The organism is Crenothrix polyspora (assembly GCF_900163755.1).
Lineage (GTDB): Bacteria > Pseudomonadota > Gammaproteobacteria > Methylococcales > Methylomonadaceae > Crenothrix > Crenothrix polyspora.
Map to the genome: position 1 here is coordinate 1 of NZ_FUKI01000103.1, position 15,183 is coordinate 15,183.

Sequence of the window (15,183 nt, forward strand, 5' to 3'; positions counted from 1 at the left end):
TTCCAAATTCTTCTGAAGGCACTATTTTTGGCCCAGTGTTTGTGGGTAAATATGCCTATGCCGCCCCTGAACAGATAAATGGCGGTGAGATTGGTGCCTATACGGATATTTACAGCTTGGCTTTAGTGCTAGCTGAAGCCGTGTTAGGTAAAAAACTGGAGATGGGCACATCGGAAGACAGTGCGAGGAAAGCCCGCTTAACCGTGCCCAATTTAAGTCAAATCCCCAAGGAATTAAAAGCCCAATTGACCGCGATGTTGCACCCTAATCCGAAACAACGCTTGCAAAGCATGTCGGATTTGTTAAAACATTGGCCTTATCCGCCAGAATCTTCAAAAATCAATAAGTTTTTGTTGCTGGGTAGTGTAGCGTTAGCTGCATCTGTCATCGGGTTAGTCTTGTGGCCATCTGATCCGATCAATAAGACAAATCCAGCCGATATTAACCGTGGTTATGGGTATTTAACTGTCCATTCTAATCCGGAAGGCGCTTTAGTGCTGGCCAATGATAATCATACATTTATTGGTGTCACACCTATCAATAAAGCGTTTATTGCGGTTGGCAGTAATAATATCGTTATTAAAAAAAATGGTTACAGTAATATTGAGAAAAACATTGAAATAAAACAGAACTCTGAACAAGCACTGGATGATATTATTTTAAATAAAATGTCTGCTACTGAATAACGCTATGCGAAACATTTTCTAACAACCGATCATGCTGGTCAACTGAATATTTTTTTTCATACAGTATCCGATTAATTAATCTTGCCGATATGTCTAAGTAGAGATGTACGCTTATTTGCTGGGGCTGCGTTGAAGTTATTAATGTTTGATCTTGGAGAGTTACAGTAATTTGTAAGTATTCACACCTGTACTATGCTTCTAATTAATAAATTGCGTAGCCAAAGAGTATACACTCTAAAAAGGCATTAAGTTAGGTAAGACAGAGAGTTATGAAGAAAAAAACCAATGCAATAAAACAATTAAATCAGCGATTTTTATGGTCATTATTGATTATAGGTTTAATTATTGGGCTTACTGAATTATTGATAATGATTGGATTGGATTTGTATCAACAAGCCGGTCGAATCTTTACTTCTCTTGAGGAAACAATTCTCGATACGCTTTTACTGACTTTAATATCGGCTCCTTTGTTATGGTTTGTAGTTCTGCGTCGTTTAGTTGTAACTATTGCATTTGAACAAGAAAAAGTTCTTGAGCAAGCCAGACAAAATAAAGAATTTCGTACAGCTCTTGATGCACATGCCTTGGTTAGTATTGCCGATATAAAAGGGCGAATCATTTATGCAAATGAAAAATTTCAACAAATATCAGGTTATTCTCAAGATGAATTATTAGGTCAAGATCACCGGATTATTAACTCAGGTGTCCATGATAAAAGCTATTTTCGGGATTTATGGGGCACAATTACACAAGGAAAAAAGTGGCAAGGGATAATTTGTAACCGCAGTAAAAGCGGAGAACTGTATTGGGTAGACAGTACAATTGTTCCCTTATTAGATGAACAAGGCTTACCTGGGCAATACATTTCAATGCGCCGTGATATTACCGTACAAAAAGCTACTGAAGATAGTTTGAAAATATTTAAGAGAGCGCTCGATTCTTGTAGTGAGATGATACTGATCACAGATGCTGAAGGTATTATTCAACATGCAAATCCGGCTTTGTACCAATCTTGTTTTTGGACAGAAACGAGCTTAATAGGTAAGCAGGCCAAGGTATTCGACAGTCCTAATACGCCACCTGAAGTTTTTAAAGTAATGAATCAAACTTTAGCACAAGGTGACAATTGGACTGGCAGAATTTTAAGGCGCCGTAAAGGTATGAAGCCGATTCGCATAGCAGGACAGAGCTTGCCGCCTGATCCTTACGAATTTTGGTCGGAAACCAGTATTACGCCTGTGCTAAATAATGATGGCTCGCTATTTGGTTATGTACACGTTCTACGTGACATCAGTGATTTGGTTGTTAATGAACATCAACAACAATTGGAGAAAGAGGATACAGCGGTACGCCTTGAAATAGCCGATATATTGCAGCGTAATATTCCCTTAGCGGAACGCTTCAAAACCACGTTAAATCTTCTTTTTAGGCTTAACACCTTAAATTTACAACGTAAAGGTGGGGTATTTTTAAAATCACAAAGTGAAATTGTTCTGGAAATGTTTGTGTTACAAGGCAATTTCAGTGCAGAATTTATTGAGAAAGAGAAACGAGTTTTGTATGGCGATTGTTTATGTGGCCGCGCGGCAGTATCCAATGAGCTTTTAATTTCTGATGACTGTTTTTGTGATCCACGACATGAGCATACATTTTCCGGTATGCAAGCTCACGGTCATTTTATTGTACCGTTATCGGCAGGGGATGATGTGTTGGGCATTATGTTTCTCTACACCGATCCATACCCAATCCAGCATGAAAGCCGTTTGACCATGCTTAAACAGGTTGGCGAACTAATGGCTCTTGCTGTACTGCGAGAACAAGCGCAAACCTCATTGCAAAAAACTAGTGCCATGGCCATGCAAGCGTCTGTGACGAAGAGCGAGTTTCTGGCTAATATGAGTCATGAAATTCGTACTCCTATGAACGGTGTATTGGGAATGCTGGAATTGCTACGCGATACGGATATGTCCCGCACCCAATGGGAATTGGTGGATACTGCGCATAACTCGGCAGAATCGTTACTGGAAATCATCAACGACATTCTCGACTTTTCAAAATTAGAGGCTGGAAAAATAGAAACAGAAAAAGTCAGTTTCAATCTTGGGGCATTAGTTGAGGAAGTCTCTACTCTACTTTCTGGACGCGCATTTACAAAAGGTATGGAATTGAATTGTTTTTTACCGGCTGATCTGGACTCGAAATGGATTGGTGATCCGATGCGTATCCGGCAGGTACTTACCAATTTGATCGGCAATGCTATCAAATTCACTGATCAAGGTGAGGTTTCAGTCAGCTTGAAACCCATCACTAGAAATGAAAATCAACACGTATTTCGTTTCGAAATACGTGATACCGGTATCGGCATTCCGCTAAATGTACAAATACGCTTGTTCCAACCCTTTTCACAAGCCGAAACTGCAACTGCGCGGCGTTTTGGAGGTACTGGACTTGGTCTTTCTATTTGTAAAAACTTGGTTACTTTGATGGGCGGTTCCATTGGTTTAGAAAGTGATGTTGGAAAAGGCTCCTGCTTTTGGTTCACCCTACCGCTGACTATCGATGACAACGAAAAAGCCGTCCCGATAATTGATTTTTCCGGAAAACGTGTTCTTGTCGTAGACGATAACGCTACCAACCGAATGATCCTGAACCATTACCTAAGTCATTGGGGATTAAGTGTCGATTTAGTGGAATCCGGGCAAGCAGCCCTAAATGAATTGGAGTTGACGCACAACGCTAAGCAATCTTACGATTTGATAATACAGGATATGCACATGCCTGGCATGGATGGCTTAACGCTAGCCATGAAAATACTCGAAAATCAGTTTTTTGCAAAAATACCGCGTATTTTATTGTCTTCAGGTGCGCTTATTAGCGAAAATCAACGCGGTACTTTAGGATTAACGCATAGTTTGTTAAAACCGGTACGTCAATCCCAGCTTTTTGATGCTATCGTCGATTCGTTAAGTACAAATAAAGTAGCGGAAGTATTCAATGTCAAATCAGAAACCGTGCTACCTGATTATCATGACAAAAAAATTCTGGTTGTTGAAGATAACAAAGTAAATCAAAAAGTTATTATGGGTTTGCTTGCCAAGTTTAAAGTTGATCCTATTATTGCTGAAAATGGTCAGATCGCGCTTGATATATTGGCTAATTTTTCATTTGATCTGATTTTTATGGATTGTCAGATGCCGGTTCTGGATGGCTACGAGACAACGGCAGAAATTCGTAAGCGCGAACAACAAAGTGACTCTTCTCGCCAAATTATCGTTGCATTAACTGCAAATGCAGTGGTAGAGGAGCGTGAAAAGTGTCTTGCAGTGGGCATGGATGATTATTTAAGTAAGCCTATCAGGCGTGATCAGCTTTTTAAAATATTGTCTCAGTGGTTAAATAAGCATAAGCCCGTTGATTGTAATCAACCTATGCTTCAATCAAATCCAGCGGGTGAAATTGTAAAATCAATGCCCGATAAAGTTTGGGATGAAACATTAGCGCTTAAACATTTAGATGGGGACAAGGAGCTTCTAGAGGACATGATTATTTTATTTCTTGAAGAAATGCCCCAGTTATTTACTAGGCTTTATGAAGCTTATAATCAAAATGATCTTTTTCAACTTGCCAGCGCTGCTCATGCTATTAAAGGATCGGTAGGGCATTTTTGCGCAGATGCAGTAAGTGATTATGCAAACCGACTAGAGCAGGCGGCTCGTCATAATGAATCCACTGATTATCAATTTATGACCGATACATTAGTGCGTGCTACTAAGGGTTTAATGGAAAATATGGTTACCCAGTTGAAGTCTCCGGTAAAGCCGGAGGCTTGAAAATGATCAAGGTAGGATACAGCCAGTCACCCAACTGCCCTCTTGCTATAATGTTCAGGAACGTTGAAAATTTCTTCAGTGTTTTTTGCCTTAACTTTAATAGATGAAATAACTTATGAAAACAACACTATTCTCATTACTTATTGGCGCTAGCATCATGATGGTGTCTACATCGGCGAATGCTGATTTTTATGACGAAATGAGCACTAACGACCCAAATGTCTCACGATGGTGGGCTGCTGATGGTTGGAGCAATGGTTTTCCTTTTGACACTTGCTGGAAAAAGACCCAATTTGCCCGCAATAACGGCATTGCTACATTTGGCTTGGTAATATCGACCAGTTGTAACCAAAGTACACTGGGTGCTGAATACCGCACCAATGGTTATTATGGCTATGGTACTTATAGTTTCAGCATGAAAGCTCCCGCACAAATATCGGGCGTGGTTATGGGAGCCTTTCTCTATCGCGGGGCTTATGATAATAATAACGGTAATCCAGCGCATAACGAGATTGTTATCGAATTCGTTAATGGTAAGGTACAGTTTAATTATTTTCATAATAATATCGGAGGCCACGAATATGTTTTAGATGTAAAAAAACTGGGCTTCGATCCACGCAATGGCTTTCATATTTATGGTTTTTCCTGGAAATCAGGAAGTATTCAATTTTTAGTCGATGGAGTAGTTAAAGTTAACCAAACGCAGGATATTCCAGGCTTTGAAGAAGGCGGCATGAAGATTATGATGAACCACTGGAAATGCCTGCAAGCCCGTTGGTGTGGCGTGACACCGACAACGCTAAATACAACGGGGTTTGTGGATTGGGTTAAGTACACGAGTCAATAAAAACCTGTTTTGGCTAACAACTGCGAGACACTTAAAACATTTTTCAAATTTGTTAATGTTTTGATATTTTGCAGATTTTAGTATCCAATTGATCTTAAACAACATGTTTCATTAAATTGTAATGTAATTTATAGTTTTTTGATTTTCAATCATTATTTTTTCAATGAATGCGACGTATTGAACTAAAAATAACCAGTTGGCATTTTGATTTTCTGCTAGATTTTTTATTAATTAAATCCATAAATATTTAGCTTACTATGAATTATGTCAATAAGGTATTGTTAGCCGCTGTTTTTTCCATACAAAACGTCAGTGCTACCGAACCAGCGGCAAAAGCGCCTGAACCAAAATCCGAATATGAAACTAATCTGGTTTCACTAAAAGACTTGACAGGCGTGTATGTGGTGTTGGAGTTTGTCACTAAGTCCAGCGAAAAGAGCCATCTTTCTGTTAACCCTAATCTACAACAAGAAGTTAAAAAACGCCTGGAAAGTGTGGGTCTTAAGCTGTTAAGCAAAGAAGAGATGTTGAAGACGCCGGGTAATCCAGAACTGGATATTTATCCTAATTATCCGGCACATCTTTCAGCGGGTTCTCCCGGAGCGGGTGCTGATCCCGTTGTGGCTAATCTAACCCCCACAAATCAATGTTGCTATACCAGTATCTGGGGATCGTTTTTACAGGGCGCAATTTTAGAGCGTAAAGCGGATACCAAGTATCGCTTGGGTACTTGGGGAAATGGCAGCAATACCGATAGCTGTGAAAAACTCGGCGATTGGATGAGTGAGGCAACGCTTAAGATTATAGATAATTTTGTTGCGGATTATAAAAAAGCCCAAGACATTAAAATACAACCACAAGCTAAAAATCAGATCGAACAAAAAACCGTTGTTTCTGCAACCGAGCTAACCCGTTTACCTAAAGCACAAGTTGTGCAAGTCAAAGAAATTGACGACACTAAAGGGATGGCGTGTGATACCGCTTTTATGGTGTATGCACAAATTTTTAAAACCGGCTCAACTACCATTAGCAGCACTAAAAACGCTCTATTGGATAAACTGGCAACACACATGTTAGCCTGCCAAAATTACCGCTACCGTATCGAAACCCGTCCTGATAAAGGCGGTAATCATGATGCCAAAGAATTACTTTCCGCACGCCGTGCTATTTCTCTTCACAACTATCTAATTGGCAAAGGTATCGATAAAGAGCAGTTTGAAATGCGCTTTTTTGATAACGATAAATCCAGTAATGATAAGACCGAAGAAGATGTGGTTATTACACCTATTAGCTCTCAGTAACGCCCGCGAAGTGCTCTTCTAAAAATTTACTATACTTAGCTTACTTCTACATTCGCTAAGAGACAGATTGTGCAGAAAAGCTTTTTTCCCCCTTTATTACTCACTTTTTTATTGCCAGGCGTGGTTAATGCAAGCAGCCTTGTTGTTAATCAAGTCGGCTACCTATCGGTTTGGCCAAAAACAGCATTTTTGGTTAATGCGGATAAGCAAATTAAGAATGCCGAAATACTGGATGCCAGCAATCGACACAGCGTTTTTAAATTAAACGTTGAATCTGTAAAAAAAGACCCTCAAACACAAGATTCTCTGCAAATTTTAAATTTTTCAGGATTTAGCGCGTCTGGACGTTACATAATTAAAGCTGGCGAGGTGGAATCACTGCCTTTTTCCATTGGCCAGGATATTTATCAGGAGCCCTTAAAGCTGTTGCTTCGTTCTTATTATCTGCAACGCTGCGGAATAGCCATTGACGATGCGTCAACCGGCCTTAAACATGAGGCATGCCATCTGCATGATGCTGTGATAGCCCGTACAGACAAGGCGCATAAAGCCGGTGATGCTATCCCTAGTGTTGGCGGCTGGCACGATGCGGGTGACTATGGCAAATATATCGCTTCTACAGCGGTGGCTATTGGTCGCAATCTGGCTTTATATGAAGATAATCCGCAATTTTTTAATACGTTTCGCTTTGATATACCTGAAACGGGTAATGCCCAACCTGATATTCTGGACGAAATGCGCATTGGCCTGGACTGGATGCTCACTATGCAGCGTTCCGACGGTGCGTTGTACCGTAAAATTGGCGGCGACGCTTGGCCAAAAGGTTTAACCCCCGATCAGGATAAACAAAAACGTTATGTTTACCCACTCACTACGGCTGAAACCGCCAAAGCGGCGGCGGCTTGGGCGATGGCTTCCAGAGTTTATCAGGCAACACAACCAGAGATGGCTGCCAAATATCTGGAAGCTGCCAAACTGAGCTGGCGCTTTCTTGAAACCATTCATGAACAGGTTTTCGATTATAAGGACGGCGATAATAAAGGCTCCGGCCCTTATATGTACAACAAAACCGATAACGATATTACCTTAACTTACGATTGGGATGACCGGCTTTGGGCAGCGGTTGAATTATTTATTGTCACCAAGGAGTCGCGCTATAAAAAGTATATTGAAGCGACTTTGCCCTCAGCGCCACTCAATCCCTACGAATGGAAAGATCCTTCGGCGCTGGCGATGACCGATATTCTGTTTCACCCTGCATTGCAAGACTATAAATCGTGGCGCATTTTAACGGAAAAAAAGTTTACAGAACGTGCCAATAAATTGCTGGCCAATGTGGCCGCCAGCGGTTATCGGATTGCCAATAACCGCTTTGTGTGGAGTTCTAATAAAATTACCGCCGAAGAAGGCGTTATTCTTGTTTACGCCTACCGTCTTACTAAAAAGGCAGCGTATTTAGATGCGGCCGTGGCGCAATTAAATTATATCTTGGGTCGTAATCATTTCAATCTGTCTTTTGTGTCGGGTGTGGGTACAAATTCGGTAGCTAACGTCAGTCATATTTATTTGTCGGCCATTAAAAGCAAATTGCCCGGTTTATTTGTCGGCGGGCCGAATGAACTCGAACAATCCAATATCGGCCCCAAAAATCTGGGGCCGTTAAGTTATATAGACGATGCCCGCTCTTATGCTACCAATGAATATGCCATTGATTACAACGCATCTTTGATTGGTTTAATGGGTTTGCTATTGTCAACACCTTATCCGACAGAGCATACCCCCATTATGCCTACACACTTAAAATAATAACCAGCGACGAGAGGGCAAGTCATATGAGTAGTCGAACAGTGGATTGGGCGTATCCTGAAACCGATGCAACCCGTGATTTACGCCTGGATTTCATGCGTGGTTTTGTTATTCCATTACTGATTGTGAGTCATTTTGACTATTTTTCGCTGTTTATGTATATCGGCTGGGAACGCATTGGCGTGGTGTCTACCGCCGAAATATTCGTGACGCTATCCGGTATTGTTGTGGGTATGGTGTATGGCAAAAAACTTAAAAAAGACGGCTTTGACAACTGTTTAACCGCTTTATTGAGTCGTGCTGCTCAATTGTATCGGGTCAATGTGTTTATCATTTTAGCTATCGGCTTATTGCGCTATCTGCCCTTTATAACAGCCACTGCCGTTACCAGCTTTCATGATCCTTACCGGAACATTGATTATCCTTTGTACCCTGCGCTGAATGATGGTTTTTTTCGGCTGTTGAGTTCTGCATTAATGCTACGCTGTGGACCGCATCAATTTCAAGTGATTGGCTTATATGTTGTTTTATTTGCCTTGGTGACACCGTTAGTTTTTTGGCTGTTGGAAAAAAAACAAGTTAAATTACTGTTAGGGATGAGTTGGGTATTGTACGGTATAAATTTTGGCGTACCAGAATCTCAAGTGGCTACCGCAGAAATACGCTGGACGGGTGCTCAATTTGAATATGCCTTTCCACTTATTGCCTGGCAACTGGTTTATATACACGGTATTGTTGCAGGATATTACAAAAAAGAATTGCTGCTATTTTTTAACAGTGTTTCGGGTAAAAATTTGATTTACGCTTCTTTTTTTATAAGCGTCTGTTTTTTTATATTCACTTTAAATCATCCTATCAAGGAATTTGCAGAGTGGAGCAAACTGTCTTTTGTACCTCCACAAACCTTTGAGAATTTGTATGCCAACTACTTCCAAAAATATAAAATCGGCCCAGGCAGATTATTAAATATGGTCGTATTATTTATCAGCATCTATGCACTGTTGACGATTTATTGGAAACCGTGCAACAAAGCCTTAGGCTGGTTTTTAATTCCTTTAGGACAAGCTTCTTTATACGTATTTTTTATTCACATTTTTTTACTGTTACTGGTCAGTAATACCCCTTTCCCAGGCTATCATAATGCATGGATTAATACAGGGATTCATTTTGTGATACTTACTTTGATTTGGATAATGGTAAAAACCCAATTTTTGTTTCGCTGGGTTCCAAGATAATGTAAATATCCTCTGGAAAATATCAGGAGCGCCTTATTGTAAATAACGCAATCTTTGTCACTAACTTTATTATTAGTCTCTATAGCCAGAAATTGATGAAATGGAGGGGGCATCTCAAATGCTGTGGCATTTGGCAAGCCGCTGTCATTTTTTCCAGTTTCGTAAATTTATCTTATTTATTTTTATGATACAGCGTTTTCACAGTTCAATAGTTACAGCGTAACCGTTCGCACTGAGCTTGTCGAAGTGTGCCGTTCGTGCTTCAACAAGCTCAGCACGAACGGTGGCTGTAACTGTCCTAAGTTGAAAACGCTGTATATTTTATTGTAATCGTATTTTATATTAATTAGAGATCAAGCGGTTTAATATTATTTTTTCTTTAGAGTTCAATTTAATGGGAGAGAAATTTTTTTTTAAATAACCAACGATTCTTATTATCTTCACGGTGATAGCTCACTTTATCCATGTATATTTTTATAATTTTGAGTCCTAATCCACTTTCGGGTAGGTTTGCTATATCAAGAGGATCAAAATCAAAATCTGCATTAAGCTCGTCTAAACATCTAACATCAAATGGTTTGCCTTCATCAATAATCTCTATCAGTAAGTTGTTATCTAATAAATTACACTGGATTGTAATGGGATGTTGATCTGAATAGCCATACGCATGTTTAACGCAGTTATTAACTGCTTCAATAACAGCCTGTTCAATTTCCATTAATTGCGCTATGTTAAAACAATCTTTAGCAATTTCCTTAACATAATTACTGATTAATTGAATGTTTTCTAGGTTACTATCTACTGTCAACATCCCGTTCTTCTCTAATTAAGTACTGCTTGTAAAGCCTGCTCCTCGCTGGAGCATAGCTTGAAAACTCTGTCCATACGCGTAAGTTTGAACATTGATTCAACAGGTGCTTTTAACCCCCAGATAACAATGCGTCCCTGTGGACCAAGTAATTTGAGTGAAGTTACAAGGCATCCAATACCACTACTGTCTATAAAATCGACTGCGCTCAGATCAAGTATAATTAACCGTGAGCCCTCTGCCACCAATTCACTTACCTTATCTTTAAAATCTATTGCTAATCTACAGTCAAGACGATTTTCTTCCAATACCAGGAACAATATGCCATTAATGGTTTTAATTTGTATTTTCATATTGTATTTTTGTATTAATTAGCCATTTTTATAAACCAAAATGTTTGGCCAGTCGCTTACTTACTGTCCAATTTCAAGTATTAGCATTGAGATGTCATCTTCAAAAACCTCGTCATTGCCCCTCCATGAGCGTATTCGTTCATTCAATGCTTTTGAAACTTGCTGAATGGAAAGACACCGATTTTTTTCCAAAAATTCCAGTAATTGTTCACAACCAAACATTTCACCATTAGTACCTACACATTCCGTAATGCCATCTGAATATAAAATCAATCGGTCACCAGGACGGTAATTTAAAATAATCGACTCATATTCTGCATTATCAATTAACCCTATTGGGAACCCCCCGTCCCCAATGAATCGAACTGGTTCGTTCTTAGCAATATAGATTGGATTGGGGTGGCCTGCTTGGCTCAATTCGATAGTTTGAGCAGTAATATCTACTACGCCATACACCATGGTAAAGTATAGCCAACTTTCCGCATTTGTTTGAAATTGTGAATTAAGCACTTCCATGACCGTTGCCGGAGCCACAATTTGGTAGTAAGGGTGCTCATCTATAGATTTCTTGAGTGGGCTGCCTCGTTGCATTTCAGTTGTCAACAGCCGGAACAATGTAAAAGACATCATGGCTGCGGTAACACCATGCCCTGCAACATCAAGGGAATAAAAACCTATATGAGTTTCATCAAGGCGAAAAAAATTAAATATGTCTCCGGAAACTACCGTAGAAGGGCAAAAAAGCCAATCAATTTCCACATTAAAATAATTTAAAGATGATGCAGGTAATAGCTCTTGCTGCATTTTAGCGGCAGTATGTAAATCACGGTTAATGACATCTTGAGCAGCCAACAAATTATTACTAAGATCAACTAACTGAATATTTCGATCTTGTAGTGATTTTTCCAGGGCTAATACTCTTTCTCCGGCACGAATACGGGCACGCAATTCATCTAATTGAATAGGTTTACGAATAAAATCGTCAGCACCCGCATCTAAACCTTCTATTGCCGACTCGTTACTGTCCATAGCCGTTATCAAGATAATGTAGGTATAGTATGGGAAATTCATAGCGCGAATATTACGGCACAATGAGACACCGTCCCCTCCAGGCATAACCCAATCTGTAATAACAAATTGTATGGGTTCACGTTGTAAAAGTTCTAAGGCATCAGAGCTATTACTAACTGAGCTTACTTGATAACCCCATTTATTGATGCTGCGTTCCAGCATTGTACGAGCAAGTAGGGTATCTTCTACAACAAGAATATGCATAAACTCCAATAAATTAGTCATTAATTTTCATACCCTAAATACAATAATAAATTTCAGGTGCTAATTAAAGTAAGAAAATTTATAGATATTTGATAGCAAGCGATAAATTTATGTACAACTGTCAGAAGTTAATCATAAATATCATTTTTGTCAGTAATAATTAGCCAACACAAAATAATTAAGCATTATTCACGCCATAATTTTTTTCTTAAAATACAGCAAATTAAATATATTCTCCTGTCATATTTATATATATCTGACACTTTTTGTCCTAAGTTGACAAATCTTGTCATATATGGGATTTTGTGGAAGCTCCCCAAAAGCGTTCGTTCTAAGCTATGTTGTTTAAAAGATACCTGATTGAGCCTGCCGAAGTAAGAAAATCATGACTCGACAAGCTCATTGAATAATGCCGCCTGGTTATTTTTTCATCGCGGGCATCATTTGCTGATGGTGCTCCATCATTTGAGCATGGTGTTCTTGCATTAATTTTAGTTGCTGTGTTTTCAGTTGTTCTTTTTTTGTGGTGTCTTTTTCCGCCAATATTTGGTTGGATAAATCATGCATTTTCAGCATATGGTCTTGCATGGAACGCATGTGCTTGTCTTTTTGCTCTTCGGTCATACCAGCCATCATGCCGCCCATACCCATCCCGCCCATTCCATGGTGCATGCCCATTCCTTGCATAGGCGGCGCGGTTTTTTGTACATTCTCCGCACGAGTTGCTGTACTCATCACTGCTAAAAAAATAAAAACACTTAGGGTTTGATAACGATTTTTCATTGCAGATACCTCACTTAAAATTTTAAAAAGCACAGCTACTCATAAGTTTTCTTAAAAACGCTGTACGTCTACACCAACGGCATTTTTCTACCAGCTTTATCATAGCACCCCTTTATCGCCAACATATTTCTATGTGTCTATTTTTTGATTTAAATCAAATTGGAATAGTTCGAAAGTGTAATAGTAAAGCTGTCACGCATCCATTTTATTGGTCAGTGATTACGTATAACAAACGTCCAGGGAACTTAACTGACATTAGGATGTATTCAATCGGAGATAAATTATGAAAAACATAGCAATGGGTAAAGATACTACCCATAACTTGGAAGAGCTGAAAAAAATTGCGACCATCGTTTATATCTGTCAAGCGGCGGCTTTTGCTTTGGCCGGCATTCCTTTAATAGCCGGTGTCATCCTTAATTTACTTAACCGCAATGATGCTGAAGGAACATGGCTACAATCACATTTTGATTGGCAGATTAAAACCGCGTGGATGGCATTAGCAGGGGCTGCCTTGTCTGCTCTTACATTCAGCATCGGCATTGGGTTGTATATATTGATTCCTACACTGGTGGTTATGACTTACAGGGTTTATGTGGGGTGGACGGTATTGGCAGTTGATAAACCTATTGATGACGAAAATTGAATCCATCAAAAAAATTATTTCCAAGTTTAAAAGGAAAATTCTTTCTACAATGTTTCCAATCTGCATTGAGTATCCGATGAATATACAGCGTTTTCAACTTAGGACAGTTACAGCCACCGTTCGTGCTGAGCTTGTCGAAGCATGAACGGCACACTTCGACAAGCTCAGTGCGAATGGTTACGCTGTAACTATTGAACTGTGAAAACGCTGTACGTGCTTTATATTTAGAAATCAGACTCTAAGTTATTCATATGCAATCATAAATTTCTTATGGCCGGTATCATGAGTGAGAGCGTTGCAAGCCGTTTTTTATACTGATCCCTATTGAAAGGAAAAACCATGAACCCACTACGAAAACTTACATGCTTCAGTATTTCCAGTCTGCTGTTAGTCAGCACAACAGCACTGGCAGGATATGGTGGCCGCGAGATCAAGGTCATGACCCAGAACCAGTATATTGGTGCCGATCTTGCGCTGCTATTGGCGGCTCCCCAAAATCAATTCAATGATGTCTTGGTTTCGGTACTTAAAAAAGCCAATGCTAACCGGTTTCATGACCGTGCCCAGCGTCTGGCCACCCAAATTGCAAAAGAACGCCCCGATGTGGTCGCCCTGCAGGAAGTCTGGCGTTTAGATTGCAAAGATTTGGCTACGCCAAAAGCGGGAAAGGGCTGTAAAGATCCGTTGATTGCGGGTGCTTTTATCGACCAATTACAGGAGACATTATCAGCGCTTAAAACTAAAGGTATTAAATACAAGGTCGTTGCACGGGTAAAGAACCTGGATGTTTCCTTAGTGAAGATAGGTAATCTCCCAGCGGGAATTCCTTTCACCGTTAATACATTTCCAGCACTGCTAAATACCATTGATCGGGATGTCATTCTGGTCAGAAGCGATCTTCAAGCACAAGCAGTCAATTTAAAACCGGTCTGTCCAACAAAAATTTCATTCGAGGGCTGTCATTACCAATGGGTCGTCAACGCCCTTTTTCCAGGCGCACCCTCAGGACTTTTACCCATAGAACGAGGCTTTGTTATTGCCGATGTGAAAGTGGGTAGTCGATCTTACCGCATAGTTAATACTCATCTTGAAGTGCGTGATCCTACACCTGATCCAGCCACCCGAATTTTTCAGGCCAAACAGGCAGAAGAGCTGATTACAACATTAAAAAATACAACGCCATTGGGCAAAACCTTGCTGGTGTTGGGTGATATGAATTCGTCCCCAGATGACAGAGAAATTCCAGGCATTATTGCGCCTTATTGGCAATTTGTAGAAGCGGGATATATCGATACGTGGACATTAACTCCCCACTCTACGCCAGGCTATACCTGCTGTCAGGCGGAAGATTTATTAAATAAGTCCTCTAAATTGTACGAGCGGATCGACCATATCTTTTCCAAGCAGGATACATGGGTCGAAAATATCCATCTTGTCGGCAACAGGCAAGCAGACAAGACTTTACCACCTGGGGCAAGATTGTGGCCTTCGGATCATGCAGGGGTAGGTGGCGAATTGAATTTCTGATAGTCCTTGGTTTTTTATCACGAATAACACATATTTTATAATATTTTCATATGGTTATGCGTTTCTGCTTTTTCTTCGCATTCTTT

At 39.9% G+C, this 15,183-nt stretch carries 12 protein-coding genes; 8 read left to right on the top strand and 4 right to left on the bottom strand.

Annotation, left to right across the window (positions count from 1 at the left end):
* The 6 genes from CRENPOLYSF2_RS07790 to opgC form a co-directional block, all read left to right on the top strand.
* Positions 1-686 (top strand): PEGA domain-containing protein (locus CRENPOLYSF2_RS07790; protein WP_140396826.1); only part of this gene is annotated, 686 nt, incomplete at its 5' end.
* Positions 687-955: 269 nt separating this feature from the next.
* Positions 956-4,516 carry a response regulator gene (locus CRENPOLYSF2_RS07795; protein WP_087143395.1) on the top strand — a complete coding sequence of 1,187 codons (3,561 nt, stop codon included), beginning with the start codon at positions 956-958 and terminating at the stop codon, positions 4,514-4,516.
* A gap of 115 nt (positions 4,517-4,631) precedes the next feature.
* Positions 4,632-5,363, top strand: coding sequence for a family 16 glycosylhydrolase (locus CRENPOLYSF2_RS07800; protein ID WP_087143396.1), 732 nt, complete (start codon positions 4,632-4,634; stop codon positions 5,361-5,363).
* A 257-nt stretch (positions 5,364-5,620) separates the two neighbouring features.
* A complete protein-coding gene (locus CRENPOLYSF2_RS07805; RefSeq protein WP_087143397.1) occupies positions 5,621-6,664 on the top strand; it encodes an OmpA family protein in 1,044 nt (347 codons plus the stop codon).
* A gap of 69 nt (positions 6,665-6,733) precedes the next feature.
* Positions 6,734-8,470: a glycoside hydrolase family 9 protein gene (locus CRENPOLYSF2_RS07810; protein ID WP_217884082.1), complete on the top strand. Its 1,737-nt coding sequence runs from the start codon at positions 6,734-6,736 to the stop codon at positions 8,468-8,470.
* Positions 8,471-8,496: 26 nt separating this feature from the next.
* Positions 8,497-9,705, top strand: coding sequence for an OpgC domain-containing protein (opgC, locus tag CRENPOLYSF2_RS07815; protein ID WP_087143398.1), 1,209 nt, complete (start codon positions 8,497-8,499; stop codon positions 9,703-9,705).
* Positions 9,706-10,096: 391 nt separating this feature from the next.
* Here opgC and CRENPOLYSF2_RS07820 read toward each other — a convergent pair whose 3' ends face one another.
* The 4 genes from CRENPOLYSF2_RS07820 to CRENPOLYSF2_RS07835 all read right to left on the bottom strand — a co-directional run bounded on the left by CRENPOLYSF2_RS07820 (position 10,097) and on the right by CRENPOLYSF2_RS07835 (position 12,924).
* Positions 10,097-10,516: an ATP-binding protein gene (locus CRENPOLYSF2_RS07820; RefSeq protein WP_087143399.1), complete on the bottom strand. Its 420-nt coding sequence runs from the start codon at positions 10,514-10,516 to the stop codon at positions 10,097-10,099.
* 11 nt (positions 10,517-10,527) lie between these two features.
* Complete coding sequence (locus tag CRENPOLYSF2_RS07825; protein ID WP_087143400.1) at positions 10,528-10,866, bottom strand: STAS domain-containing protein; 339 nt, start codon at positions 10,864-10,866, stop codon at positions 10,528-10,530.
* A 60-nt stretch (positions 10,867-10,926) separates the two neighbouring features.
* Positions 10,927-12,162 carry a PP2C family protein-serine/threonine phosphatase gene (locus CRENPOLYSF2_RS07830; protein ID WP_087143401.1) on the bottom strand — a complete coding sequence of 412 codons (1,236 nt, stop codon included), beginning with the start codon at positions 12,160-12,162 and terminating at the stop codon, positions 10,927-10,929.
* 399 nt (positions 12,163-12,561) lie between these two features.
* Positions 12,562-12,924: a hypothetical protein gene (locus CRENPOLYSF2_RS07835; RefSeq protein WP_245807944.1), complete on the bottom strand. Its 363-nt coding sequence runs from the start codon at positions 12,922-12,924 to the stop codon at positions 12,562-12,564.
* A 283-nt stretch (positions 12,925-13,207) separates the two neighbouring features.
* On the opposite strand from CRENPOLYSF2_RS07835, the gene CRENPOLYSF2_RS07840 reads away from it, so the two are divergent.
* Both CRENPOLYSF2_RS07840 and CRENPOLYSF2_RS07845 read left to right on the top strand, forming a co-directional pair.
* Positions 13,208-13,570, top strand: coding sequence for a DUF4870 family protein (locus tag CRENPOLYSF2_RS07840; RefSeq protein WP_087143402.1), 363 nt, complete (start codon positions 13,208-13,210; stop codon positions 13,568-13,570).
* Positions 13,571-13,909: 339 nt separating this feature from the next.
* Positions 13,910-15,097, top strand: a complete 1,188-nt coding sequence (locus CRENPOLYSF2_RS07845) for an endonuclease/exonuclease/phosphatase family protein (protein WP_087143403.1) — start codon at positions 13,910-13,912, stop codon at positions 15,095-15,097.
* The last annotated feature ends 86 nt before the right edge of the window (positions 15,098-15,183 follow it).